The sequence below is a fragment of the Acinetobacter sp. 789_lipA genome (genome assembly GCF_058242845.1).
Genome location: NZ_JBZAYS010000001.1, coordinates 587,659 through 611,733, shown reverse-complemented (window position 1 = coordinate 611,733; position 24,075 = coordinate 587,659). Strand labels below are relative to the sequence as shown.

The 24,075-nt window shown below is 44.3% G+C and carries 16 protein-coding genes and 2 pseudogenes; 6 read left to right on the top strand and 12 right to left on the bottom strand.

The genetic code is table 11. From position 1 onward, the window contains the following. The first annotated feature begins 290 nt into the window (after positions 1 to 290). Positions 291 to 554 carry a hypothetical protein gene (locus AC4CUZ_RS02910; RefSeq protein ID WP_004684355.1) on the top strand — a complete coding sequence of 88 codons (264 nt, stop codon included), beginning with the start codon at positions 291 to 293 and terminating at the stop codon, positions 552 to 554. Between the two features lie 69 nt (positions 555 to 623). Here AC4CUZ_RS02910 and AC4CUZ_RS02905 read toward each other — a convergent pair whose 3' ends face one another. Both AC4CUZ_RS02905 and AC4CUZ_RS02900 read right to left on the bottom strand, forming a co-directional pair. Continuing rightward, a complete protein-coding gene (locus AC4CUZ_RS02905) occupies positions 624 to 938 on the bottom strand; it encodes a hypothetical protein (RefSeq protein ID WP_004684356.1) in 315 nt (104 codons plus the stop codon). 99 nt (positions 939 to 1,037) lie between these two features. Beyond that, positions 1,038 to 1,367 (bottom strand): DUF4236 domain-containing protein, encoded by a 330-nt coding sequence (locus AC4CUZ_RS02900; protein WP_490747187.1) that lies wholly within the window; start codon positions 1,365 to 1,367, stop codon positions 1,038 to 1,040. A gap of 412 nt (positions 1,368 to 1,779) precedes the next feature. On the opposite strand from AC4CUZ_RS02900, the gene ptsP reads away from it, so the two are divergent. Genes ptsP through AC4CUZ_RS02885 form a run of 3 tightly spaced genes read left to right on the top strand, consistent with a single transcriptional unit; the run spans position 1,780 to position 7,270 of the window. Beyond that, positions 1,780 to 4,644 (top strand): phosphoenolpyruvate--protein phosphotransferase, encoded by a 2,865-nt coding sequence (gene ptsP / locus AC4CUZ_RS02895; protein WP_490748042.1) that lies wholly within the window; start codon positions 1,780 to 1,782, stop codon positions 4,642 to 4,644. Positions 4,645 to 4,650: 6 nt separating this feature from the next. Then, on the top strand, positions 4,651 to 5,583 hold the full coding sequence (gene pfkB, locus AC4CUZ_RS02890) for a 1-phosphofructokinase (RefSeq protein WP_180056354.1): 933 nt from the start codon (positions 4,651 to 4,653) through the stop codon (positions 5,581 to 5,583). Positions 5,584 to 5,587: 4 nt separating this feature from the next. After that, a complete protein-coding gene (locus tag AC4CUZ_RS02885) occupies positions 5,588 to 7,270 on the top strand; it encodes a fructose-specific PTS transporter subunit EIIC (RefSeq protein WP_180056355.1) in 1,683 nt (560 codons plus the stop codon). Between the two features lie 29 nt (positions 7,271 to 7,299). Here AC4CUZ_RS02885 and AC4CUZ_RS02880 read toward each other — a convergent pair. Then, positions 7,300 to 7,534 (bottom strand): annotated as a pseudogene (locus tag AC4CUZ_RS02880) (hypothetical protein); the annotation flags it as partial. Positions 7,535 to 7,781: 247 nt separating this feature from the next. Here AC4CUZ_RS02880 and AC4CUZ_RS02875 point away from each other — a divergent pair. Next, on the top strand, positions 7,782 to 11,129 hold the full coding sequence (locus tag AC4CUZ_RS02875) for a DEAD/DEAH box helicase (protein ID WP_411691781.1): 3,348 nt from the start codon (positions 7,782 to 7,784) through the stop codon (positions 11,127 to 11,129). A 342-nt stretch (positions 11,130 to 11,471) separates the two neighbouring features. Here AC4CUZ_RS02875 and AC4CUZ_RS02870 read toward each other — a convergent pair whose 3' ends face one another. The 9 genes and pseudogenes from AC4CUZ_RS02870 to urtA all read right to left on the bottom strand — a co-directional run bounded on the left by AC4CUZ_RS02870 (position 11,472) and on the right by urtA (position 20,412). Beyond that, positions 11,472 to 11,768 carry an FmdB family zinc ribbon protein gene (locus tag AC4CUZ_RS02870; protein WP_115736227.1) on the bottom strand — a complete coding sequence of 99 codons (297 nt, stop codon included), beginning with the start codon at positions 11,766 to 11,768 and terminating at the stop codon, positions 11,472 to 11,474. A gap of 108 nt (positions 11,769 to 11,876) precedes the next feature. Next, positions 11,877 to 13,055, bottom strand: a pseudogene (fmdA, locus tag AC4CUZ_RS02865) (formamidase). A 32-nt stretch (positions 13,056 to 13,087) separates the two neighbouring features. Beyond that, on the bottom strand, positions 13,088 to 14,212 hold the full coding sequence (locus AC4CUZ_RS02860) for an AAA family ATPase (RefSeq protein ID WP_004777705.1): 1,125 nt from the start codon (positions 14,210 to 14,212) through the stop codon (positions 13,088 to 13,090). 26 nt (positions 14,213 to 14,238) lie between these two features. After that, complete coding sequence (locus AC4CUZ_RS02855) at positions 14,239 to 15,282, bottom strand: aliphatic amidase (RefSeq protein ID WP_004777704.1); 1,044 nt, start codon at positions 15,280 to 15,282, stop codon at positions 14,239 to 14,241. Positions 15,283 to 15,524: 242 nt separating this feature from the next. Further along, entirely contained in the window at positions 15,525 to 16,223 is a 699-nt protein-coding gene (gene urtE / locus AC4CUZ_RS02850) for an urea ABC transporter ATP-binding subunit UrtE (RefSeq protein WP_490747186.1), read from the bottom strand. Positions 16,224 to 16,233: 10 nt separating this feature from the next. Further along, positions 16,234 to 16,992, bottom strand: coding sequence for an urea ABC transporter ATP-binding protein UrtD (urtD, locus tag AC4CUZ_RS02845; RefSeq protein ID WP_048882155.1), 759 nt, complete (start codon positions 16,990 to 16,992; stop codon positions 16,234 to 16,236). After that, positions 16,989 to 18,152 carry an urea ABC transporter permease subunit UrtC gene (urtC, locus tag AC4CUZ_RS02840; RefSeq protein WP_004813838.1) on the bottom strand — a complete coding sequence of 388 codons (1,164 nt, stop codon included), beginning with the start codon at positions 18,150 to 18,152 and terminating at the stop codon, positions 16,989 to 16,991. The genes urtD and urtC overlap by 4 nt, the downstream gene beginning before the upstream one ends. Before the next feature lie 18 nt (positions 18,153 to 18,170). Beyond that, positions 18,171 to 19,091, bottom strand: a complete 921-nt coding sequence (gene urtB, locus AC4CUZ_RS02835; RefSeq protein WP_000365952.1) for an urea ABC transporter permease subunit UrtB — start codon at positions 19,089 to 19,091, stop codon at positions 18,171 to 18,173. A gap of 82 nt (positions 19,092 to 19,173) precedes the next feature. After that, entirely contained in the window at positions 19,174 to 20,412 is a 1,239-nt protein-coding gene (urtA, locus tag AC4CUZ_RS02830; RefSeq protein WP_115736226.1) for an urea ABC transporter substrate-binding protein, read from the bottom strand. Between the two features lie 205 nt (positions 20,413 to 20,617). Here urtA and AC4CUZ_RS02825 point away from each other — a divergent pair, with 205 nt between their 5' ends. Beyond that, positions 20,618 to 24,073: a hybrid sensor histidine kinase/response regulator gene (locus AC4CUZ_RS02825; RefSeq protein WP_180056357.1), complete on the top strand. Its 3,456-nt coding sequence runs from the start codon at positions 20,618 to 20,620 to the stop codon at positions 24,071 to 24,073. The last annotated feature ends 2 nt before the right edge of the window (positions 24,074 to 24,075 follow it).

The window sequence follows — 24,075 nt, the reverse complement described above, 5'->3', positions numbered from 1 at the left end:
ATTTTTTCCTTGTTTTTAAAGTTTATTTATTATTGAAAGTTTCAAATTTTCCTCCTCGATTAGATACTCACTATTAGTTAGCTATATTTGTGAGTTGGCAAAAAATATCATGTTTCTATTATGATGTTCACATAGCAGATTACAATGAATACAGTAGGGATGAGTATAGTTGATTATTACAATAACAATGCTCAAATTTGATCTTTTTTAATGGTAATTAAAACCAAACAGGAGTCAATTTTTGATAAGTATGTAGACAAATTTAACTTGATTGATATCGGGAGCCGTATATGGAAATTAAACAACTGAAACAGGTAGAAGTCATTACAGATGTTATATGTGATGTATGCAACCAATCAACGAAACTGGAGTTTGGCACTTTATCGGCGCATTGGGGCTATGGTTCCAAGCATGACGGGGAAAGATATGAATTGCAGTTATGTGAAAAATGTTTCTTTTATGCCCTGACGACATTAAAAAAAGAGCGAGCAGATGAGTTTATGTTTGATGAAAACTTTGACCCTTCAACCCTAGATGGGTTTGGGTTGAAGTGAACCTATCATCGCGACAGGTTCTAAGAATCCAGAAAATAATGATTCAGATCCACGCCAGCAACTTCATTTTTAATGGCGAGTAAGGGATTCAGGAAAAATATTTTTCTTTGCTTCGAGGTCACTGATTTCGGAAAAGGCTTGAATACCGCCTGCGGCTTTAATTCCATCTAAAGCGACAGATAGAGCTTCCTGATCTGACGGGAATGTTTCATCCCATACCGTAGAAGTACCATTTTGGTTTACCACTTCCAGTGTCCAGTTACTATCAGGTAATCGATAAATGAGAATTTCAACTTGCTCATTATCCTCTTGTAAAATTTGAGACAAGGGAGAATCGATTAAATCATTTTCATCATAATCCATAGTACTGTCATTATCAGACATCAGTGGCAGCCTTTATTGTATTTAACATCTGTCCATAGTAATGAATGAATTAAATTTTGCCTAGCAGTGGATATTATGGGGTACAAAGAATGGCTAAATTCAAAAAATAATTGCCCCGACAATAAAACAAAATAATCCAAAAATTACCCAAATCCAGACATTCGATTTGGGTTGCTCGGTATCTGATGTATAGAACGGTTGTTGTTCCTGAGCAGGATTCTCTGGGTTGCCAGCTCTATTTTTATAGGGTTGGCGCTTGGAATAGGATAGGCCTGTGCCAGGAATACCAATGCTGGTTCGGGTGCCTTTTTTGCCAATATTTAAAGAAGCACCAGGTTTGCCAATGCTTGCACTGCTGATGCCTTTATGCGTCAGATTGATTTTTAATCCAGGTAATATTTTAATACTCTTGCGAAATCTGAAGCCCATATTTTTTCCATTTACAAGAACCAGTTTGGTTTCTATCTGAGTTGTCCGGATACAGTGAAGTAAGAGTTTGATTCATTCATAGGACTGAACCGTACCGGGTTTGTCGGAGCCCAAACTTTCTGAGATGAGACGCATTGCTTCTCAAGACGTAGCGAAGCGTAGTGATCCGATGAAAAAAGTAAAATATACCCCCTGAAATCAGATAGAGCGGTTCAATTAGAACTAAACCCAACTATCGCAACACTGAGCTCTGGAGAATCTCGTCGTTTCTTAATTGCGTCGTAATGATGATTATCAAGATAAAATCAAAATATACAGATTTTTGTGTAAATCCTGAGTAGAATTCGACTTTTATTTTTTCTCCAGTAAAAAAGGCATGGCTTCTCACTATGCTGCTTTGCAAGGACGTTTTATGCTCGCGCTAGATATACAACATGTTCGAATGAAACAACACGCCACTGATAAGGCACAAGCGTTGCAATGTCTAGTCGATATCTTAGTCGAAGACCAATTGGTTACCCCTGATTATATTTATGGCTTGACCGCGCGCGAACAACAAAGTGCAACATATTTAGGGCAAGGAATTGCCATTCCGCATGGGACGCCTCAGTCTCGCCAATGTATTTTAAAAACTGGTATTCGTCTGGCGCACTTTCCTGAAGGAGTTGTTTGGGACGGTGAAAATAAAATTTATTTAGCAGTAGTGATTGCTGCGAAATCAGATGAGCATTTGCAAGTCTTACAAATTTTGACGCGGGCTTTAATTAATGATGTCGCTGATCAAGTGAAACAGGCTCAATCCGCAGAGCAAATTATTGCATTATTACAAGCTCAACCCGCATCTTTGGCATTGCATGAAAATTTAATCGCCACCCAAGTTCCCGCACTTGATGTAGAAGATTTAATTTGGCAGGCAACACAGCTGCTGAAAAAGCAAAAAATGGTGGAGTGTGGTTTTCTGTCGGGTTTAAACCTAAACAGCATGATTCATTTAGGGGAGGGGGTCTGGTCGATCACTTCTAACCAGCATGTTTTGAGCCCAGCTGTAAGTTTGGTAAAAGCGGAACAGGTTTTAAGCCATCAGCAGGAAATGCTCAAGACTTTGGTGTGTATTGCCAGTAATGAGCAACTGGATATGCAACGGTTTCAACGGTTAATGGATATTTTGTTTGATACTGAACAAGTTCTTACCCTCAACCAAGAGCAAGATAGTCACCAGTTGGCGCAGTTAATTGGTGCTGAACTGATTCCTGATTGGCCATCTCGTCGTATTGTCTTAGCTAATGCTCATGGTCTACATGCGCGTCCTGCGACATACTTGGTCAATATGACCAAGAAATTTGCAGGGGATATTCTCATTGCTGTAGATGATGGGGCATACGTTTCGGCAAAAAGTTTAACCAAATTATTAGCCATGGGATGCCGTCGTGGTCAAACTCTGACTTTTATTGCACAACCTGATACCGATGCTGTAGCAGGCTTAGAACAGATTATTGATGCAGTTCAACAGGGCTTAGGAGAAGATGTTGAACCTGTTGATCTTGTATCTCATCAGCACAGCAGTAGTGACCCAGTCGTAAATACTTTGGAATTAATGCCTTTTGAATCACATGGCGATACGGGTAGCTGCGGTATTGCGGCATCAACTGGCCTTGCTTTTGGTCCTGCTCATGTGGTGAAGCCACGTGAATTCAGTTATGAACGTCGCGGACAGAGTTTTAAAGCTGAGAATGAAAAGCTTGAAATTGCGCTTCATCAGGTGAAAAATAGCTTACGTCAATTCATTACACATACTGAATCTACTGCCATTAAGCAGATATTCATGGCACATTTGGAAATGCTGGATGATCCAGACCTCCTCCAAAGTGTACAACGCGGTTTAAAGCAAGGGTTGTCTGCTGCTGCAGCTTGGCATGATCATATTGAAGTGGCTGCTACCGCACAGGCTGCACTTAGCGATCGTTTACTGGCAGAGCGTGCGGCTGATTTAAGGGATATTGGTGAGCGTGTTTTGGCTGCTTTGTGTGGTGTGGCCGATGTCACAGAACCCGAGCAACCTTATATTTTAATTATGCATGATGTTGGTCCGAGTGATGTCGCGCGTCTGAATAAAGATCGTGTTGCAGGCATTTTGACCGAGGTTGGTGGAGCGAGTGCCCATAGTGCCATTGTGGCACGTGCTCTGGCTATTCCAGCAGTCGTAGGTGCGGGTGTAGCTGTTTTAAATATTGAGAACCATGCCACAGTGCTAATTAATGGGGATACTGGTGAGTATGTGGTCTCACCCGAGCAAAGTCAGATTGATCATGCCATTGCAGAGCGCCAACGCCAGCGTGAGTTGCGAAAACAAGCGGAACAGCATTGTTTAGAGCCTGCCATCACACTGGATCAACATCAAGTTGAAATCGCAGCCAATATTGGCAAAGTAGGCGCTACGATACAGGCTGTGGCCGATGGGGCAGAAGCAATTGGTTTGCTACGCACAGAATTGGTCTTTATGTCACACAGCAGTGCGCCTGATGAGGCTACACAGGAAGCTGATTATCGGGTGGTGTTAGATGCTTTAGCGGGTCGTCCATTGGTGGTACGTACACTTGATGTGGGCGGGGACAAACCTTTACCGTATTTGCCTATTGAAAAGGAAGAAAATCCATTCTTGGGCTTACGTGGTATTCGTCTGACTTTACGTAAGCCAGAGTTGTTACGTCAGCAATTGGTTGCTTTACTTAAAGCAGCGGATAATCGCCCATTAAGAATTATGTTTCCGATGATTGGGCGGGTTGAAGAATGGCGAGCAGCAAAAGCAATATTAGATGAGGTTCGCATACAGCATCCATGTGAAAACTTACAAGTCGGTATTATGATTGAGGTTCCTGCGGCAGCATTGTTGGCTCCAATTCTTGCTCAAGAAGTTGATTTTTTTAGTATTGGAACCAATGACTTGACTCAATATACTCTGGCGATTGACCGTGGTCATCCACTGTTGTCTGCTGAAGCTGATGGCTTACATCCGAGTATTTTGCTATTGATTGATCAAACTGTTCGGGCAGCACATCAGCATGGTAAATGGGTGGGCATTTGTGGTGAATTGGCTGCTGATCCAAAAGCTGTGCCTGTATTGATAGGCTTGGGCGTGGATGAGTTGAGTATGTCGAGTACCAGTATTCCATTGGTGAAGGCGCAAATTCGTGGTTTGAACTATATAAATTGCCAACAGGTCGCACAGCAAGCCTTAAGTTGTGACAGTGCGTCTGCCGTACGTGCATTGGTGGAGTAATTACGAATGGCTAAGATATTAAGCATTACTCTGAATCCTGCAATTGACCTCACCGTGCAATTGGATCAACTAAAAGTTGGCGAGGTCAATCGTCAGTTAACGGCCCAAAGCCATGCAGCAGGTAAAGGCTTAAACGTGGCACAGGTCCTTAAGGATTTGGGACATGAACTGATTGTGAGTGGCTTTTTGGGGCAAGAAAACCGTCAAATTTTTGACCATCATATCCAGCAAGAGCAATTTGATAACCAATTTATTTATGTTGCAGGTGAAACACGACAAAACATTAAAGTTGCAGAAGCTTCTGGTCAGATGACTGACATCAATGGCAAGGGCTTTTTTGTAGATACCTCAGCAAAACAACAACTACGTGAATGCCTATCTCAACTGATTTTAGAGGTTGATGTGATTGTGATTGCAGGTAGTTTGCCACAAGGTTTTTCTGCAGAAGAGCTTTCAACACTGATTCTATGGTTACAGTCTGCGGGTAAAAAAGTCGCAGTAGATACCAGTGGTGTTGCGTTGAAAGCAGCAATTGCTGCCCATCCTTGGTTGATTAAGCCTAATACAGATGAGTTGACGGAAACCTACCATTTGCCAGCAGAAACGTTTGCAGAACAGCAGCATCTTTTTGCCAGTTTAAATAGTCAGATCGAACATATTGTGGTCTCGATGGGTGAAAACGGGGTGAACTGGCTTCACCGCACGCAACCCCTGCATGCTACTGCACCGAAGGTCACCGTCCAAAGTACGGTGGGTGCGGGAGATTCCTTGCTAGCAGGTATGATTCATGGCTTGTTGAGTTCAACTTCCCCAGAAGAAACATTGAAAACAGCAACCGCAATTGCGAGCAATGCTGTGACCCAAATTGGGTTTGCCCTTCCAGACTTTGCTGTTATTGAAGATTTGAAATCGCAAATCTCAGTCCAATCATTGAGTTAATACGATGCAAGAGATAAAACATATTTTATTTGTGCCACATAGTCCCGAGCAGCCGATTAATGCAGTGATTTTGGCCAAAAAACTCTCCAAAGCAGCAACAGCACTTGGCATTTCCAATGATGTGGCGACATCAGTCGAGCATCTCGATTTATCAAATGTTATTGATACGGTTGTTTTTGTTGGACAGAAGTCGGCAGATGCGGATCAACTGCGTGACAAGGTTGTGAAAGTCATTGGTTTGAATAATGCACAACACGATGCGATCATGCTTTTGCAACAAGTTCTTGAGCATTCAGATGCTTTAGATGAAACTATTGCAGCCAATGAAGGGGTTACACGGTTTGTCGCCATTACAGCATGTCCAACTGGTGTTGCGCATACGTTTATGGCGGCCGAAGCCTTACAACAAGGTGCAGTAAAGCACGGGTATCAGATTGATGTTGAAACCCAAGGATCGGTTGGGGCTAAAAATGTTTTATCGGTAGAAAGTATTGCCAAAGCAGATGTCGTGATCTTAGCAACGGATATTGAGGTCAATACAGATCGCTTTGTAGGCAAACGTGTATATCGCTGTAGTACAGGATTTGCCCTTAAGCAAACGGATAAGACTTTTGCAAATGCAATTGCTGAAGCCAAAGTGCTTGAAACGGGTAAGCAAACAGCCACTAAGACTGAAAATGAAAACAAAGAAAAAAGTGGAATTTATAAACACCTTTTAACAGGGGTGTCTTTCATGCTGCCGATGGTTGTGGCGGGCGGTTTGATCATTGCCATCTCGTTTATGTTTGGCCTCAATCCTGTTGAAGGAAGCTTTGCCGCATCCTTAAAGCAAATAGGTGCTGCAGCATTTACTCTTATGGTACCTATGCTGGCAGGTTACATTGCTTATTCTATTGCGGATCGTCCGGGTTTAACTCCAGGTTTGATTGGCGGTTTACTTGCTACACAATTAGAGGCAGGCTTTCTCGGTGGATTAGTTGCAGGTTTTATTGCAGGTTATATTGCGTTATTTTTATCGAAACAGCTTAAACTCCCAAGTAGCCTAGAAGCATTAAAACCAATTTTGATTATTCCACTATTGGCCAGTTTAGCTGTTGGTTTAATCATGATTTATGTGGTTGGACAGCCTGTTGCACAATTGTTTGAATTACTCACACACTTCCTTGCCAATATGGGGACGACCAATGCCATGATCATGGGGGTTATCCTTGGGAGTATGATGTGTATTGATGTTGGGGGGCCAATAAATAAAGCGGCTTATGCCTTTACGGTGGGCTTACTTACGTCACAAACATACGGACCGATGGCGATTACCATGGCTGCGGGTATGGTACCACCGTTGGGTATGGCAATTGCAACTTTTCTGGCAAAGCATAAATTTGCCAAACCTGAGCAAGATGCAGGGAAGGCTGCTGTAGTTCTGGGCCTATGTTTCATCTCGGAAGGGGCTATTCCGTTTGCTGCCAAAGACCCGATTCGAGTGCTTCCATGCGCGATCGCAGGTGGTGCTGTAACTGGGGCTTTGGTTGCATTATTTAAATGTGAACTAGTCACTCCTCATGGCGGTGTAATGGTACTGATCATTCCGAATGCGATGAATTATCCATTAAAATATTTATTGGCGATTGCGATTGGAAGTGTGGTGACTGGTGTAGCTTATGCCGTGATAAAACAACGGTTAGAATAAGCCCTTCATAGGAGCTTTGTGAAAGCTATTTAGTGCAATAAATGAATATTATGCTCAATCCTATTTTGGATCAGTTGGAGTCTCTGCTTGAATTTGTCCAGGTAATAGGTCATGAGCGATATTGCTGAATCGGATTGCAACCTTACAAATCGAGCCAATAATTTCATCGACTTCTTGGACACAAAGTTCCGCTTCCTGAGTACCAAGTTTCACAAGAGCTTGTCGAGGAATATCCAATGCCTCACCCATGATATCCATTTGATGTGCAGGAAAGTTCTAAACCTTTACTGATCGCTTCTGCACTGTATTCAAAGGCGATTAATGGCCGACCTGTGATTGCGGTTGAGGAGACCAATGTACCCCAAAGCCAATATTCACCCCATCCATTGTAGTAAACATTAAGTTTTTGAGCATGGATTTATTTCCTTTTAATACATTGGCGAGCAATACTGTTCTGAAATGACAGCTTTGTCCGTTATAATTGTATAAACATTTTTGGTTTCTGGTAATTATGTCCTCATTGATCAATTTTCTATCTCGCTTTAGTACTGCAACTCTTCAGCGCAGTCTGAGCTATGCTAAACACATTGATAGGGAAACAATTGAGTTCTTTGAGGAAAATGAAGATGTCACGATGTATGCTCAAATTGAAGGGACAGATTATTACGATACCGCGATTACCTATAATCTTAAAAAAGACCGTTTAATCGATGACGACTGCACTTGTCCGGTTGGATATAACTGTAAACATGCTGCTGCTTTAGCGCGGTTATTCTTTCAGGAATATCGCCAAGAATTTCAGCAGCGTTATGCTGACTCTCAATCCCCGCAGGGAATCGCAAAACGCCTACGGGGGGATGATCAGGCACAGCGCTGGTTGAATGATTTTAAACGGTATTTACAACAGACTGAACCAGAGCAATCTGTCAAAACAAACAATTATTTAATTTACCTGCTAGATCAGTCTGTCAGCTTAAAGAAATTGACAGTTGATGTTCAGAAGGCCAGACGCAATAAAAACGGCTCAATTGCGGGGGAAAGTTATTATACCCAATATGAAAATATCACCAGAAAGCATCTGACTTTACCTGAACAAAAACGACAATTATTTAACCAGATTTATTATTATGCCAAAATAAACAGTGACGAACGATTTTATCAAAGCAATCTTGATATCTCCGGAATTTTATTGGAGCATTTCAAATCTTTTATTCAAAGTGGCGATGTGTACTGGCAAAAAAAGAGCCATACTGCACTTCAATGGTCAGAACAAGGCTATCACATCGAACTGATCTGGCAACAAGGTGTAAACAAACAGACAGAGCATTTAAACATTGAATTGGTCAATGGTGATATTCGACTCGATTTGAAATCAAATCCACATATTCAGATTCTCGCGAGTCATCCACCATGTTATGTGGATATTCAACAGAACACGGTGGGCCAGTTATATGGTGAATATACGGCAAATCTTCTGTACCATTTTTTACAGATGCCTGATCTTCCATCTATGCTCTTGCCAGAGTTTGAGAAACTGACTCATCAATATTCAGACGTGAAAAATCTGCCTCAGCCCGAGTCTATTCAGCATATTGATGTCCTTGAGGGTAGTCCCCAGCCAATTTTACGCTTCGGTGTTTTAGATAAATTTGATTGGAAATGGGAAGAGTCTGTTTGTGCTGAAATTGAATTCTCCTATGCAGGCGGAAGAATAAAAGCAGGTACATCAGGCGACAGTTTTATTGGTGAGCAGCATGACAAAATGGTACGACAGCTTCGGGACTTAGTTCAGGAACAACAGTCAATCCAACGTTTACAGCTATTGGTCGAATCACTGAAGTGGGTGAAAGATCTTAGTTATGACCATCAATTAAAACTGAATAAACAACGTCTTGATTCTATGGTTTTTGCTTTCTATGGAGATTGGATCAAACAGCTGATGCCCATCAATCAAATTGAGTTGATGGGCTGGCAGATAGAGCATCTGGAAAACAGCCCCTTTAATCTGCAATATGTTGAAAATTTAAATATTTCTATCACTGAATCTGAAGGTCAGCAGGACTGGTTCAATATCGGGGCGACGGTTCAAGACAGTGCAGGCAATTCTTATAATTTGCTTGATGCGCTCGTAGCTTTGGTGCGAGTAAATCCTGATTTACTTGATCCGCGGACTTTTATTCATCTGCATGACAGTCAAATTTTCACCGTGAAAACTGCAGTTGATCAACCTGATTTGGCTCTATCCGCTAGGGATATTAAGCCGGTATTGTTGCATCTGCAGAGCATTTTACAGCAAGAAGAGCGCAGTATTGATCGCTATGATGCGAGTCAATTATTAGAATTGCAGCATAATCTTGGGATGACATGGCAGGTCAGTGATCGCCTGCAGCAATTTGTACAGAAATTCAAACAAGGCTATCAGCAACAACTGCCGACACCACAAGGTTTTCAGGGAGAGTTGCGTCCATACCAGCAGCAGGGCTTAGGCTGGTTGCAGTTTTTAAGGGAAACCCAGCATGGCGGGATTCTGGCAGATGATATGGGCTTGGGGAAAACAGCACAAACTTTAGCCCATTTACTCATGGAAAAGCAGGCTGGATATTTGCAGGACAGTCCCGCCTTAATTGTTGCACCCACATCGCTGATGCATAACTGGTTCAAAGAAGCGGAGAAATTTACCCCTGAGCTCAAGGTATTGCTGCTACAGGGGCCCGATCGCCATCAGTATTTTGAGCAGATTCCGCACTATGATATTGTGTTAACCACCTATCCGCTTCTGGCGAGAGATGAAGAGCAACTAAAGCAATATGAATATCATCAACTCATTTTGGATGAGGCGCAGAATATCAAAAATCCGCGTGCCAAAGCTGCACAGGTAGTAAGGCAATTAAAAGCACGACATCGTTTGTGTCTAACAGGTACCCCGATGGAAAATCATTTGGGTGAGCTGTGGGCACTATTTTATTTCCTGATGCCAGGATTCTTATATTCACAAGAAATTTTTAATAAAAAATACCGTCATCCGATTGAAAAACGCGGTGATCAGCAGTTAAGACAAAAGCTGGTCAACCGCATTAAACCATTTATTTTACGTCGCTTGAAAACTGACGTAGCCAAAGAGTTGCCAGAAAAAACCACGATTGAAGTCAATATTGACATGAATGAGCAGCAATCCAAGCTATATGAGGCTGTTCGCGCCACGATGCAGGCAAATATTCAGAAAATTGTGGCAGAAAAAGGCTTTAAGCGTAGTCAAATCCAAATTTTAGATGCCTTGCTGAAGCTGCGTCAGGTCTGTTGTCATCCTAGCTTGCTGAAACTGGATTCAGTTAAAACCGGGCAGGCGTATTCTGCCAAACTTGAACAGTTGATGGATATGGTTGTTCCAATGGTGGAAGAGGGACGAAAAATTCTTATTTTCTCTCAGTTTACCTCAATGTTGGAACTGATTGAACAACAGCTCTATCACGCAGAAATTGGCTATGTGAAGCTGACTGGAAAGACCAAAAAGCGAGATGAAGTCATTACAGCATTTCAGTCTGGACAAGTGCCGGTATTTTTAATCAGTCTGAAAGCAGGAGGGGTCGGTCTGAATCTAACTGCCGCAGATACGGTCATTCACTATGATCCATGGTGGAACCCTGCTGCTGAAGATCAAGCTTCAGATCGTGCATGGCGGATTGGACAGGACAAGCCGGTATTTGTGTATAAGCTGATTACCAATAAAAGCATAGAAGAAAAAATTATTGCCTTGCAGCAGAATAAAGCAGAACTGGCACAGTCTATTCTAAGCACAGATCATGAGGGAGAAGCGAAACTGACGGAAAATGACGTGATGAACTTGTTTGAGAAATTTTAGTTTGGTTTCAGATTACCCTCATCATCTATAAGTATTTGAAAGTTAGATGTAATTTTTCAAAACCGCCAACCTTGGCAAGAGTCATCGACATAAAATATATTAAATTACATAATAGAAATTTCAATAAAACCTATATATAACAGCTACATAGGGTTTTTATTTTGTGTGGTGTAGTTTGAGGTAGGGAGGATGAACAAATCAGCTTTATGGAGTATCAGGGGCGTATCAAGCTCAATGGGATGAGCGCAGAAGCCTTTGAGATAGCTTCAAAATGAGGCTGTCTCGTGTCTAGGATACTGGGAGCAGTCCAGTCCTGATTAGTTAAATATTTAAAATGGCGGATTAAACATCGCATAAAGAACAGTTAACGCCGCGGCAATTATGTAAAACCGAGCTGCGTGCGCTATTTTTATTGGTACCGGGTCCTTCTACCAGAGGCCCTGCAAGTTGTTCTGCGCCAGAAGAGGGGCGCCATTTACTTTTCATATTGATTTTTTGATGAGCGGTGATCATCGGTTTAGCTAAAGTCTGCTGTTTGCAATAATTACATTCAATCGTATCGGTTGAGATACGGGCAATTGGAACACGTTGTTCAAAAATTCCCTCGCAATGCTCACAGCGGAAATCATATAACGGCATTTCTGTACTCCTATAGCACAAAGGGCTCAAATTAAAAAGACGGGTAGCCGAAGGCTTTAGGTTGGATGACTACCCGTTGTGAAGCTAAAACAACAATAAACTGTAAAACTAGCGTTTATGCCCCCAGAATTTGTCATCGTTCAGCGCACCTTGAGGCAGGATGTTCTGTTCGAAAATTGAAGTTGGCAGAGATACGGTACATGCACAGTTTGGAATATCCACGATACCGCCGATACGGCCTTCAACTGGTGCCGCAGTCAGTAACATATACGCCTGTGAGCCGGTAAAACCAAAATTCTCAAGGTATTTAATCGCTTTTAAACACGCCTGACGATAGGCCACAGTGGCATCCAGATAGTGGTTTACGCCATCTTCAACGCTGATGCCTTCAAAGGTCAGCCACTGGTCATAAGCCGGACGGACATTACTTGGCACAAAGATTGGAGAATCGATATTGTATTTTTCCATACCGCCCTTGATCAGATCGAAGCCCACACGGGTAACACCATCCATTTCGATCGCGCCACAGAAACCGATTTCACCATCTCCTTGAGAGAAGTGCAGATCGCCCATCGAGAAGCCAGCACCTCTCTGATAAACAGGGAAGTAAATACGGCTACCGGCTGCCAGGTCTTTAATGTCCGTATTTCCGCCATGTTCACGTGGTGGAACAGTGCGCGCAGCTTCTGCTGCCATACGGTCGAATTCAGCACCTGTTACGCCACGCAGAACAGCAGTACGCGGATCAGGCGGATTAGCCTGACCTTTAGGAACCAGTAAAGCTTCACGGCGATTCCATTCCTTTAGCAAATCATGCGATGGCAAAGTTCCCATCAAGCCAGGGTGTTTTAAGCCAGCAATACGCACGCCCGGAATATGACGTGAAGTCGCAAATAAGCCTTTTAAGTCTCAGATAGCTTTGTCAGCTTCAGGGAAATAGTCAGCCAGGAAGCCACCGCCATTTTCCTTGGCAAATACGCCAGAGAAACCGACATCTGAAATTGGCTGAATGTCGAGCAGGTCGATTACCAGCAAGTCACCTGGCTCAGCACCTTCTACATAGAAAGGTCCGGTTAATGGATGGGCACGGGTCAGGTCGACATTTTTGACATCAGAAATGTCATCGGTATCTTTAATCTGCGCATCCAGGAAATCCAGACTTTCAATCAGGATTTCTTCACCCGGTTTTACCGAAGTCAGAAATGGCAAATCCGGATGCCAGCGGTTATGTCCAATTTCCGCCTGTTCTGCCAGCGGAACCCCCGGTTTAATTTTAATATGTTGCATGGTTTATCCCCCTATGTTGAGGTCGAATAAAGCTAGTTTTTGATGTTATTGCCCGTGTCATCCATGATGAACAGCGGATCTTCGATCACGCTTTCAACAGGAACTGACTGAACCTGGATCGTTTTGCCGTCATAATCAATGATGATTTGACCGGCTTCTGGATTCTGAATAAAAAATCTGGCGAGTTGTGGCTCAACCAAAATCCGAAAGCGGCGACTCAAGCCTCGTGCACCGAAGCGAACATCGTGTCCGGTAGACAGAAACTGGGTGGCAGCGGGTGTAAGTTCAACCGTGCGGCTCTGCTTACAGAGTCGCTGATTCAGTTTCTCGATTTCCAGACTGACCAGTGTTGGCGCGAAATCAGCTTCTACCGCTTCATAATTCAGAATGCGTTCAATACGATTCAAAAATTCAGGATCAAATTTCTTGTACAAGGCGCGTTCGGTAATCTGGCTGTCATCCAGTTTGGCCAGTCGGGCCAGTTTCTGAATAGGCTTTGGAAGCTTGGCCAGCTGTCTTAAGCGTGCCTGAGCATCTTTGGCGCCGACGTTACTGGTCATAAAGATCATGCAGTTTTTGAAATCCAATACTTTAGTACCCGCGGTCAGCTTTAAGGTTCCGGTTTCCAGAACGTTGAGCAGACCCCGAATGACTTCGGTACTGGCTTTTTCAATTTCATCAAACAGCACAATACCTGGCTTGGAAAAACTGCCCTGAATATGGGCTTCATCAAACAGGGTATTGCCTTCTTTAGAGCCGACATAGCCTGGAGGGGCACCTGTCAGTGCTGCAGCATAATGTTCCTGTGCCAGTGTGTTCATGTCGATCCGGCAGAATGCATCTGGCTTGCCATGGATCGCCTCAGCAATCAGCCGAACCGTTTCGGTTTTCCCCACACCCGTCGGTCCTAGCATCAAGGTGACTGCCAGTGGCCGGGTAGGAGCATTAAAATCTGCCTTGACGGTTAAGAGCATGTTTTCAATTTCATCCAGTGCGGCACGCTGCCCAATGATATGACCACGGACATGCTGCATGACTTTTTCAGGATCAAAGCTAAAGCGAGAGGTACGCGCAATACGTTCTTTGCTCTGCATCTCATAGCGCTGTTTGGCCAGAGTTTCCTGATTGGCACTGATGCGGTCGCTGGCAAATGTCATATCGAATACCTCCTCTCAGACCAAACTTAAGATGCTTCTTTTTCCAAGCCTTCATGTGGCAGATTGCCGATTGGGCATTCCGCGACACCGATGGTAGAACGGGTAATTTTTTCCACGTTCTCTTGCGCTTTTTGAGCATCCAGAACCCATGTCTTGTAGAAGTCGAATGGACAGTCCGCAACGCCTTTATCGCCGTCACCATTGTTATAGACACCGGTATAGCCGCGGTGCAGTAATTTAAATAAATGGTTTTGTGACTGGTCGTATTTACGTGCATCACGAATTTCATGCAGTGACAATTGCGCGTATTGGATGCCGTTTTCTTCCGTACCACATTCACCCAAGGTACGGCCGTCGAAGCCGACTACCGCAGAGTGACCGAAATAGGTGTAAACGCCGTCGAAACCGGTACAGTTGGCAACAGCAACATAAACGTTATTTGCCCATGCCATGCATTTCGCCATGTTGATCTGCTGATCTGCAGCCGGGTACATATAGCCTTGGCAACGCACCACCAGTTCAGCGCCTTTCATGGCACAGTCACGCCAGATTTCTGGATAGTTACCGTCATCACAGATGATCAGTGACATCTTGATACCCTTTGGTCCTTCAGTCACATAAGTAGTGTCACCTGGGCACCAGCCTTCAATCGGGCACCATGGGATAATCTTGCGGTATTTCTGAACGATTTCGCCCTTGTTATTAATCAGGATCAAAGTGTTATAAGGCACCTTATTTGGATGTTCCTCATGTTGTTCACCGGTAATCGAGAACACGCCCCAGACGTTGGCTTCAATACAGGCTTGCGAGAAAATCGCGGTTTCATCGCCTGGAATGGTGGCAGCGGTTGCCATCATCTCGTCATGGTCGTACATAATGCCCATGGTGCTGTATTCGGGAAAAACAATCAGGTCCATACCCGGAATACCCTGTTTGATTCCTTTCAACATTTCAGCAATTTTTTTTGCGTTCTTAAGCACTTCCGCTTTGGTATGCAAACGAGGAATTTTGTAGTTTACAACTGCTACACCTACTGTATCTGGGCTGCTTGAGATATCACCGTGACGCATTCAAATTTCTCCAACTCTTTTATCGATTCAACTTTATGATTCGAGTGTCGCGTGAAATGCGTTACAGCAAAATACGTTGAATTGCGTATATGGAGGCGTAGACTGAAAAGAATTTTTAAATGTGAATAATCAAATAAAATATTAAAATCAGCTGCCGATTAATTAAGTGAAATAGAAATTAAAAATCCCCCGACGAATCGGGGGATGTAGAGAAAAATTACAGCCAAATTAAACCAGGAAGACTAAACAGACAGGTATTTACTGATGGTGGTCTCATCGACATTTTCACGGACATCTTCGTAGGCAAAGCGACCTTTGTCGATCACCAGGAAGCGATCTGCCATCGCCATGGTGAAACTCAGTACCTGCTCAGAAACCACAATGGTTAGATCACGCTGATCCCGAATTTCTTTCAGAGTTCTGGCAATGTCCTTGATGATAGAGGGCTGAATCCCTTCCGTCGGTTCATCTAGCAGCAGTACTTTAGGGTTGGTCGCCAGAGCACGGGCAATTGCTAATTGCTGTTGTTGCCCACCCGATAAGTTTCCGCCTTTACGTTTGCGCATATCCCAAAGTACAGGAAACAGCTCATACAGGTCATCCGGTACTTTGCCGTGCGCAGAAGCCGGTAAACCGGTCTGGATATTTTCCAGTACGGACATGGTGGAGAAAATCATCCGACCTTGCGGCACATAAGCCACACCATTTTCTACGCGCTGGTAAGGATCCATCTTTTCCAGATTCTTGCCATCCAGCTTGATTTCACCTTTGCTATTTTTAATATCACCAATCAGGGTTTTGAACAGGGTGGTTTTACCCATGCCGTTACGGCCCATGATTGCCACAATTTCCTTCGGCTGGATCTTCAGTTCCAGGTCGTGAATCACCTGACTTTGTTTATATCCTGAACACAAAGCATTAATTTCTAATAATCCGCTCATAGTGGCCTCCTTAGTGTCCTAGATAAACTTCAATCACTTTTGGATCATTTTGCACATCGTCCATTTTGCCTGCTGCCAGAATTTTGCCCTGGTGCAGTACCGTGACTTTGTCCGCAATGGTTTTGACAAATTCCATGTCATGTTCAATCACCAGCACAGAACGTCCTTTGCTAATCTCCCGCAACAGTTGCGCCGTCTGCTCACGCTCTGACACACTCATCCCTGCGACAGGTTCATCCAGCATGAGCAGCTCAGGGTCTTGCATCAATAACATGCCAATTTCCAGCCACTGCTTCTGGCCATGAGAGAGCAGACCGGCGGAGGTATCCAGCAGGTCAGTCAGGAAAATCTTGCCAGCAACTTCACGAATACGCTCATCGACATCTTTGGTGCGTCTGAAGAACAGCGCACCAAAGACATTACGGCCACGCGGGAAGGACATTTCCAGGTTGTCATAGACCGACAGATTTTCATAAATATTCGGGTTCTGGAATTTACGCCCAACCCCTTTACGGACAATGTCGAACTCTTTCAGTTTAGTCAGTTCAATATCATTAAATTTGATCGTGCCTGAAGTTGCTTTGGTCTTGCCGCAGATCAGATCCAGCACTGTGGTTTTGCCGGCTCCATTGGGACCGATCACCACATGGACTTCGTTTTTATCCAGATAGAAGTTGAGATCACTGACTGCCTTGAAACCGTCGAAGGACACGGTGAGATCTTCAATGACCAGAACCGGTTTATTCATTTCTACGCCGACTTTATTCATTTCACGCCTCCTTCCACAATTGGATCGATCGTTTTATCCGGATCACTACTTGGCGGCGGCGAAGTGCTGTCGATCGGTTTCTTTTTCAGGAACAATGGACGAACATATTTTTCATATAAACCCGCTAAGCCATTCGGTAAGAACATGACCACACCGATGAACAATGCACCGAGGAAATATAACCATACTTCAGGAAAGGCTTCAGAGAAATAAGTTTTACCCAGATTCACCAGAACAGCACCATACACTGCCCCAATCAGTGACAGACGACCACCGACTGCAGCCAGAATGACCATTTCAATCGAAGGTACGATGCCGATAATCGTTGGTGACATGAAGCCGACTTGCAGGGTAAACATCGCACCACCAATAGATGACACCACAGCTGCGAAACAGAAAATGAAGACTTTGTACATGGCCACGTCATAGCCAGAAAAACGTACACGTTCTTCTTTGTCACGCATCGCAGAAAGCAGACGACCGAGTTTAGAACTGAGGACAAAACGGCTGATCATGATCACTGCAATGAGCAGCAGGGCATTGATGTAGTACAGGACATATTTGGCTTCATCGGTACGGATATCCCAGCCATGCAGGGTTTTCAGGTCTGTAATCCCGTTAATGCCGCCAGTGAAACCTTGTTGACCAATAATCAGAATGGTCAGGATCGCTACAATCGCTTGCATGATGATCGAGAAGTACACATCACCGACACGACGGGTAAACATCGCGAAACCGATGATGAAGGCAAGCAAGATTGGAATGATGATGATGGCAAACAAAGTAAACCCGAAGCTATGGAAAGGTTCCCAAAAGCCTGGCAAGCTGGTGATCTGGTTCCAGTCCATAAAGTCTGGAATTCCTGGCGTGGTTTGCGCTGCTGTAGATTGCATGTCTGAAGCTTCAAGTTTCAGGAACATGGCCATGCAGTAGCCGCCAATGCCAAAGAAAATCCCTTGACCTAAACTTAAGATACCACCGTGTCCCCAACACAGAACCAGGCCGATTGCGACAAAAGCAAAAGTCAGATATTTACCCATCAGATTCAGACGGAAAATATCCAGGAACATTGGCATGACCAGCAGGATCAGCACGGCAAGAATCACCAGACCAATCGCACCTTCTTTACCGCCTAAAAAGGCATTCATTAGATTTTTCATAATACCTCTCCTGAATCCCTATTTACGCACTTTGATTGAGAAGAGACCCTGAGGACGCAGCATCAGGATAATAATGACTGTAGCCAGTGTCAGGACTTTAGCGACAGAACCAGAAAGGAAGAATTCCAGAATAGATTGTGCTTGCGCGATACTGAATGCAGAGGCAACAGTGCCAAGCAAGCTTGCAGCGCCGCCGAAGACCACGACTAAGAATGTATCGACGATATACAGCGAACCGGCTGTAGGACCAGTAGAACCGATGGTTGTGAAGGCTGCACCCGCAATACCTGCAAGCCCACAACCCAAGGCAAAGGTTAAGCTGTCAACACGTTTGGTATTTATCCCGACAGCACCACTCATAAAGCGGTTCTGGTTGGTTGCACGAAGTTGTAAACCCCAGCGTGAACGGTAAATCAGAAAGTAGACAAATGCAGTGACACAGAGGGTAACGCCCACCAGGAACAGACCATTGATAGGAATATCGATGGCTTCCGTCGGTTGATAAGAACCCATTAACCAGTCAGGTAAAGTCGGGCTGACTTCCTTAGGTCCGAAAATAGAACGGAACAACTGCTGCATGATGAGGCTCAAGCCCCATGTTGCAAGAAGTGTATCGAGTGGCCGTTGATAGAGCCGGCTGATCATGAGTCGTTCCACCATGTAACCGATAATGCCTGCTGTGAGGAAGGCTGCAATGATTGCGATCAGGAAATAGTAGGGTAAGAGTTGAGGGAAAAAACTTTCAGTCAGTGTGGAAATGAAAAATGTCGTATATGCACCAATGGTCAGAAACTCACCATGTGCCATGTTAATTACGCCCATTTGCCCAAAGATAATTGCAAGGCCGAGCGCCATCAATAACAGCACACAGAACACAGAGAGACCATTAAAGCCTTGCATGGCAAATATTGCACCGAATTCTGCAAATGATAGATCCATCGCATCATCCTCCAAGCTTTAAAAAATTGTGTGGAATAAAAAGATCAGGAGAATGGCTTCCCCTGATCATGTGGCTGTTAACTCAGTAACCTTTAGGGAATGGGTTTGGTTTGATTAGACCTTTAGACTCGTAAACAACTTTGAACTGACCATTTGGTTGCACTTGACCAATACGTGATTTGCTCCATAAATGGTGGTTCGGGTCAATTTTTACATAGCCTTCAGGTGCAGTTTTCATTTCTAGGCCTTTAGATGCGGCAGTCACTTTCGCGACATCGAAGCTACCGGCTTTTTCAACTGCGGCTTTCCATAACCATGGACCAAGGTAGGCTGCTTGTGTTACGTCACCTACCACCGCTTTAGGGCCATATTTCGCTTTAAAGGCTTTTACGAATGCAGCATTATTGGGGTTATTCAGGCTTTGGAAATATTTCATTGAAGAGTAGAAGCCCTTCATGTTTTCGCCGCCAATCCCCAGCAATTCATCTTCAGTCACTGAAAGGGTAAGCAGTGTCTGTTTGTCGCCTGTTACGCCCGCAGCTTTCATTTGTTTGTAGAAGGATACGTTTGAACCGCCCACGACTGCTGCAAAGATGGCATCTGGTTTACGCAGTTTGGTTTTGTTGATGAGGGAACCGAATTGTGTATGGCCCAATGGATAGTATTCTTCGCCAACCACTTTACCTTTCAGTACTTTCTCGATGTGGGTACGGGCAATTTTCATGGTGGTACGCGGCCAGATGTAGTCAGAACCAATCAGATAGAAGGTTTTGGCTTTTTTCTCTTTTGCCAGCCAGTTCAGTGCTTCAAGTACCTGTTGAGTTGCTTCCTGACCGGTGTAGATCACGTTTTTAGATTGTTCTAAGCCTTCATAGAAGGTTGGGTAATAAAGTAGAGAGTTGTTGCGTTCAATAATCGGCAATACGGCTTTACGAGAGGCTGAAGTCCAGCAACCGAAAATTGCAGCAACACGGTCTTTTTCAGATAATTTACGTGCTTTTTCTGCAAAGGTTGGCCAGTCAGAAGCACCATCTTCCTGAATAATTTTGATCTGTCGACCAAGTACACCGCCCTTTTTATTGATCTGTTCAATGGCCAGACGTTCTGCCTGGATTGAACCGGTTTCAGAAATTGCCATGGTACCGGTTGCCGAATGTAGCTGACCCACATATACAAACTTGTCATCGACTTTAAGTTTCGTGGTATTGACCTTTGCCGTTGCAGGTACGCTGGCATTGGTTAGTGCGGGTGCCAGCAAGAATGGAACAGCAAGTAAACCTGCCAGTAATCCAGATGTCTTTACTTTTGATTTTAAGCTCATGTCGGGTTCTCCTATAGAATTAGATGTGCTGATGCGCTTAATCATAGGTTTGCGCTTGGTATGCAACTAAGCCTAAGGGGAGTTAAAAATTGAGCATATACGTCACTTTACGTATATAACCTTCAGTCGGATTATTTTTAGATACTGATAGGCTGGGCATAGTTATTGCATTGTAATAGCAGATATTTAGCTTTATTTGATCTGTATGGACCCAACAGCGAATACCAGTCAGGCACCGCAGCGCGTCATTCATACCCGACGTAAATACAATACCTGGGTGGTCGATGAAAGTATTGAGGATTACGCCCTGCGCTATGCGCCTAAATCCGTCCGGAAATGGTCGCTATGGACAGTGACCAATACGGCGCTTGCGGCTGTCAGTTTCCTGGCAATGGAGACACTTGGAGCAACCATGCTCTGGCAATACGGTTTCAGTAATGCTTTCTGGGCACTGGTGGTTGTGGCGATTATCATTTTCCTGACCAGCTGGCCGATTGGTTATTATGCTGCCCGTTATAATGTCGATATTGATTTACTGACCCGTGGTGCCGGATTTGGTTATATTGGCTCCTCCATTACCTCGGTCATCTATGCCAGTTTCACCTTTATCTTTCTCGCCTTTGAAGCTGCCATCATGGCGCTGGCATTGGAGCTAGGCTTAGGGATACCCCTGAGTATTGGCTATCTGATTTCAGCACTGGTGATTTTGCCATTGGTGGTCAAAGGTATTGGCTTCATCAATAAGGTGCAGGCCATCACTCAACCACTTTGGTTATTTCTGCTTTTATTACCATGGTGCTTTGTGTTGGTGAAGCAACCTGATTTGATCAGCAATCTTGCATTGATTGAGGGCGCAAAAAGTCAGAGCGCTGCCTTTAATCTGTCTTTTTTTGGTGCATCCTGCACGGTGCTCTTTGCCTTGATCACCCAGATCGGAGAACAGGCGGATTATCTGCGGTTTTTACCCGATAAAAAACATATTCAGCGTAAATGGAATTGGGCAGTCTTTTTAGGTGGACCAGCTTGGATTCTGGGCGGATTTATCAAGATATTCATGGGTATGCTACTTATGGCGCTGGCAATGCAGTATCTGGTTGCCGATTCCGAACTGAGTAACCCCAATTATCTGTACTGGATTGCCTATCAACAGGTGGTCAATCATCCCGGCATCGCTTTATTTCTGACTGTTCTATTTGTCTGCGTCGCTCAGATCAAGATTAATGTTACCAATGCCTATGCAGGGTCATTGGCTTGGTCGAACTTTTTTGCGCGTCTGACGCATAGCCATCCAGGGCGCGTAGTCTGGCTGGTATTCAATATCTTTATCGCTTTGCTGTTGATGGAACTTGGGGTAATCCATGCGGTGGAGCGTGTGCTTGGCTTATACAGTAATGTGGCCCTTGCTTGGATCGGTGCCATTGTTGCGGATCTGGTGATCTGTAAACCACTGGGACTGAGTCCAAAAGGAATTGAATTTCGACGGGCCTATTTATATGACATTAATCCGGTTGGAGTCGGTAGCCTGATCATTGCATCGGTCTTATCCATGCTGTGTTACTGGGGAGTTTTTGGAGAGATTGCCCGGTCCTTGGCCGGCTTTATCGCACTCGGTACGGCGGTGTTATGTGTACCGCTAATTGCCTGGTTTACCAAAGGTAAATACTACTTGGCACGTCAAGAAAAGCCTGAGCTGAAGTTGGTCGAAACCCAAACCTGTGTAGTCTGTGAGCATGATTATGAAACTGCAGACATGGCCAGTTGTCCAGCCTATAGCAGTCAGATCTGTTCTCTGTGCTGCACGCTTGAAGCACGTTGTCATGATCTGTGTAAGCCGCATGCACGCTGGTCTTCACAGCTAAGAGTTTTTGCAGCCTGGTTCCTGCCGAAATACTGGGTACAACATATTAATACCCGTTTAAGTCTGTATATCCTGCTGATTTTTGTCTTGGGCGTGGTGTTGGCAGTTAGTCTGAGCCTGATTTATTTACAGGAGTCTGCCAGCCTGGGTGCTTTGTCACAGCAGCAGGATGCGCTGACAATGTTGTTCGTCAAAATCTATGCCGTACTGTTTCTGCTACTGTGTGTAGCCGCCTGGTGGTTAGTGCTGAATGATGAAAGTCGACGTCAGGCACAGCTGGAAAGTAATACCCAGACTCAACTGCTGATGGATGAGATTGAAGCGCATAAAGTTACCGATCGCCAGTTGCAGGATGCCCGCATTCAGGCTGAAAAGGCCAATGAAGCCAAAAGCCGCTATGTGATTGGCATCAGTCATGAATTACGAACACCGTTGAACAGTATTCTCGGTTATAGCCAGCTACTGCAGAAACAGGAAAAACTGTCTGAACAGGGCGAATCTGCCCTGGGCGTGATTAGCCGGAGCGGTCAGCATCTGACTTCTCTAATTGATGGTCTGCTGGATTTGGCACGGATTGAAACTGGTAAGATTTCTTTGGAAAATTCCAATATCGACCTGCCAAAATTTCTTAAACAGATCGTGCATATATTCGAGCCACAGTTTGCCCAAAAGCAGCTGAAGTTTGATGTGGAGATCAGTAGCAAGATTCCACAGTATGTCCGTATTGATAAAAAACGTCTGGAACAGATACTGATTAATCTGTTGGGTAATGCTTTGAAATTTACCCTGGAGGGGGGAGTCAAATTTAAGGTCGATTACCGTTTTCAGACCGCTTATTTTGAAATTCAGGATACTGGTTGTGGGATTGCTGAGTCGGATGTTGAGCGGATCTTCCAGCCTTTTGAACGTGGTCGTAATGTGGTACAGGGCAGTTTTGCCGGCACGGGTTTAGGGCTGCCGATCGTGAAGCTTCTGGTTGATATTCTTGGTGGCGAGCTGACCTTGAGCAGCCAGTTAAAACAGGGTTCAGTATTTAAAATAAAACTGTATTTGCCTTCTAAATCCCTGATCCATCCGATCGCTGACGTTGCCTCTAATACTGTAACCGGTTATACCGGAGAACGCCGTAAAATACTGGTGGTTGATAATGAAGCGACCGACCGTGGCCTGGTTCTGAATTTTCTTAAACCCTTAGGTTTTATTTTAGAAGAGGCAGAATCAGGTTTAGCCTGTTTGCGTCAGGTTCCAGAATTTAATCCTGATCTGATTTTGATGGATTTGAGCATGCCTTTACTGGGCGGCTGGGAAACGGCGAAATTGCTGCGCCAGAATAAAATCACCAATGTACCGATTATTATTATTTCCGCAGATGCCAATGAGCGGATGATCAATCCGGAAACCGATGTTCTCAACGAAGACTTTTTAGTAAAGCCGGTCGATCTCAATTTATTATTGAACAAAATTGGTGATAAATTGGGCTTAAGCTGGCTGCATCAGCATGAGCAAAATCCAGAACAAGAACAAGCTGCTGATCAGGAAGCCCAGATCCCCACGGTGGTGGTTGAAAGCAAAAATGAAGTGCACCCATCCATTCCATTGTTGAACGTGGCAGAGGCGGTCCTTCAGCTGGAACAGCATTTAAGTATTGGTTTTATCCGGGGGGCAAAAGATGTACTGCATGAATGTGGCCAGCACTTTGAACAATATAACGATATATGGCATCAGATTGAGCAGGATTTAAAACAATTTGATTTTAAAAGAGCAATTCAGCGACTTCATGAGCATGCAGATGTGCTGAAGTAGGG

Coding starts and splice junctions, on each gene's coding strand:
- AC4CUZ_RS02910 (WP_004684355.1), top strand. CDS start 291: ATGGAAATTAAACAACTGAAACAGGTAGAAGTCATTACAGATGTTATA.
- AC4CUZ_RS02905 (WP_004684356.1), bottom strand. CDS start 938: ATGTCTGATAATGACAGTACTATGGATTATGATGAAAATGATTTAATC.
- AC4CUZ_RS02900 (WP_490747187.1), bottom strand. CDS start 1,367: ATGGGCTTCAGATTTCGCAAGAGTATTAAAATATTACCTGGATTAAAA.
- ptsP (WP_490748042.1), top strand. CDS start 1,780: ATGCTCGCGCTAGATATACAACATGTTCGAATGAAACAACACGCCACT.
- pfkB (WP_180056354.1), top strand. CDS start 4,651: ATGGCTAAGATATTAAGCATTACTCTGAATCCTGCAATTGACCTCACC.
- AC4CUZ_RS02885 (WP_180056355.1), top strand. CDS start 5,588: ATGCAAGAGATAAAACATATTTTATTTGTGCCACATAGTCCCGAGCAG.
- AC4CUZ_RS02875 (WP_411691781.1), top strand. CDS start 7,782: ATGTCCTCATTGATCAATTTTCTATCTCGCTTTAGTACTGCAACTCTT.
- AC4CUZ_RS02870 (WP_115736227.1), bottom strand. CDS start 11,768: ATGCCGTTATATGATTTCCGCTGTGAGCATTGCGAGGGAATTTTTGAA.
- AC4CUZ_RS02860 (WP_004777705.1), bottom strand. CDS start 14,212: ATGACATTTGCCAGCGACCGCATCAGTGCCAATCAGGAAACTCTGGCC.
- AC4CUZ_RS02855 (WP_004777704.1), bottom strand. CDS start 15,282: ATGCGTCACGGTGATATCTCAAGCAGCCCAGATACAGTAGGTGTAGCA.
- urtE (WP_490747186.1), bottom strand. CDS start 16,223: ATGAGCGGATTATTAGAAATTAATGCTTTGTGTTCAGGATATAAACAA.
- urtD (WP_048882155.1), bottom strand. CDS start 16,992: ATGAATAAAGTCGGCGTAGAAATGAATAAACCGGTTCTGGTCATTGAA.
- urtC (WP_004813838.1), bottom strand. CDS start 18,152: ATGAAAAATCTAATGAATGCCTTTTTAGGCGGTAAAGAAGGTGCGATT.
- urtB (WP_000365952.1), bottom strand. CDS start 19,091: ATGGATCTATCATTTGCAGAATTCGGTGCAATATTTGCCATGCAAGGC.
- urtA (WP_115736226.1), bottom strand. CDS start 20,412: ATGAGCTTAAAATCAAAAGTAAAGACATCTGGATTACTGGCAGGTTTA.
- AC4CUZ_RS02825 (WP_180056357.1), top strand. CDS start 20,618: ATGGACCCAACAGCGAATACCAGTCAGGCACCGCAGCGCGTCATTCAT.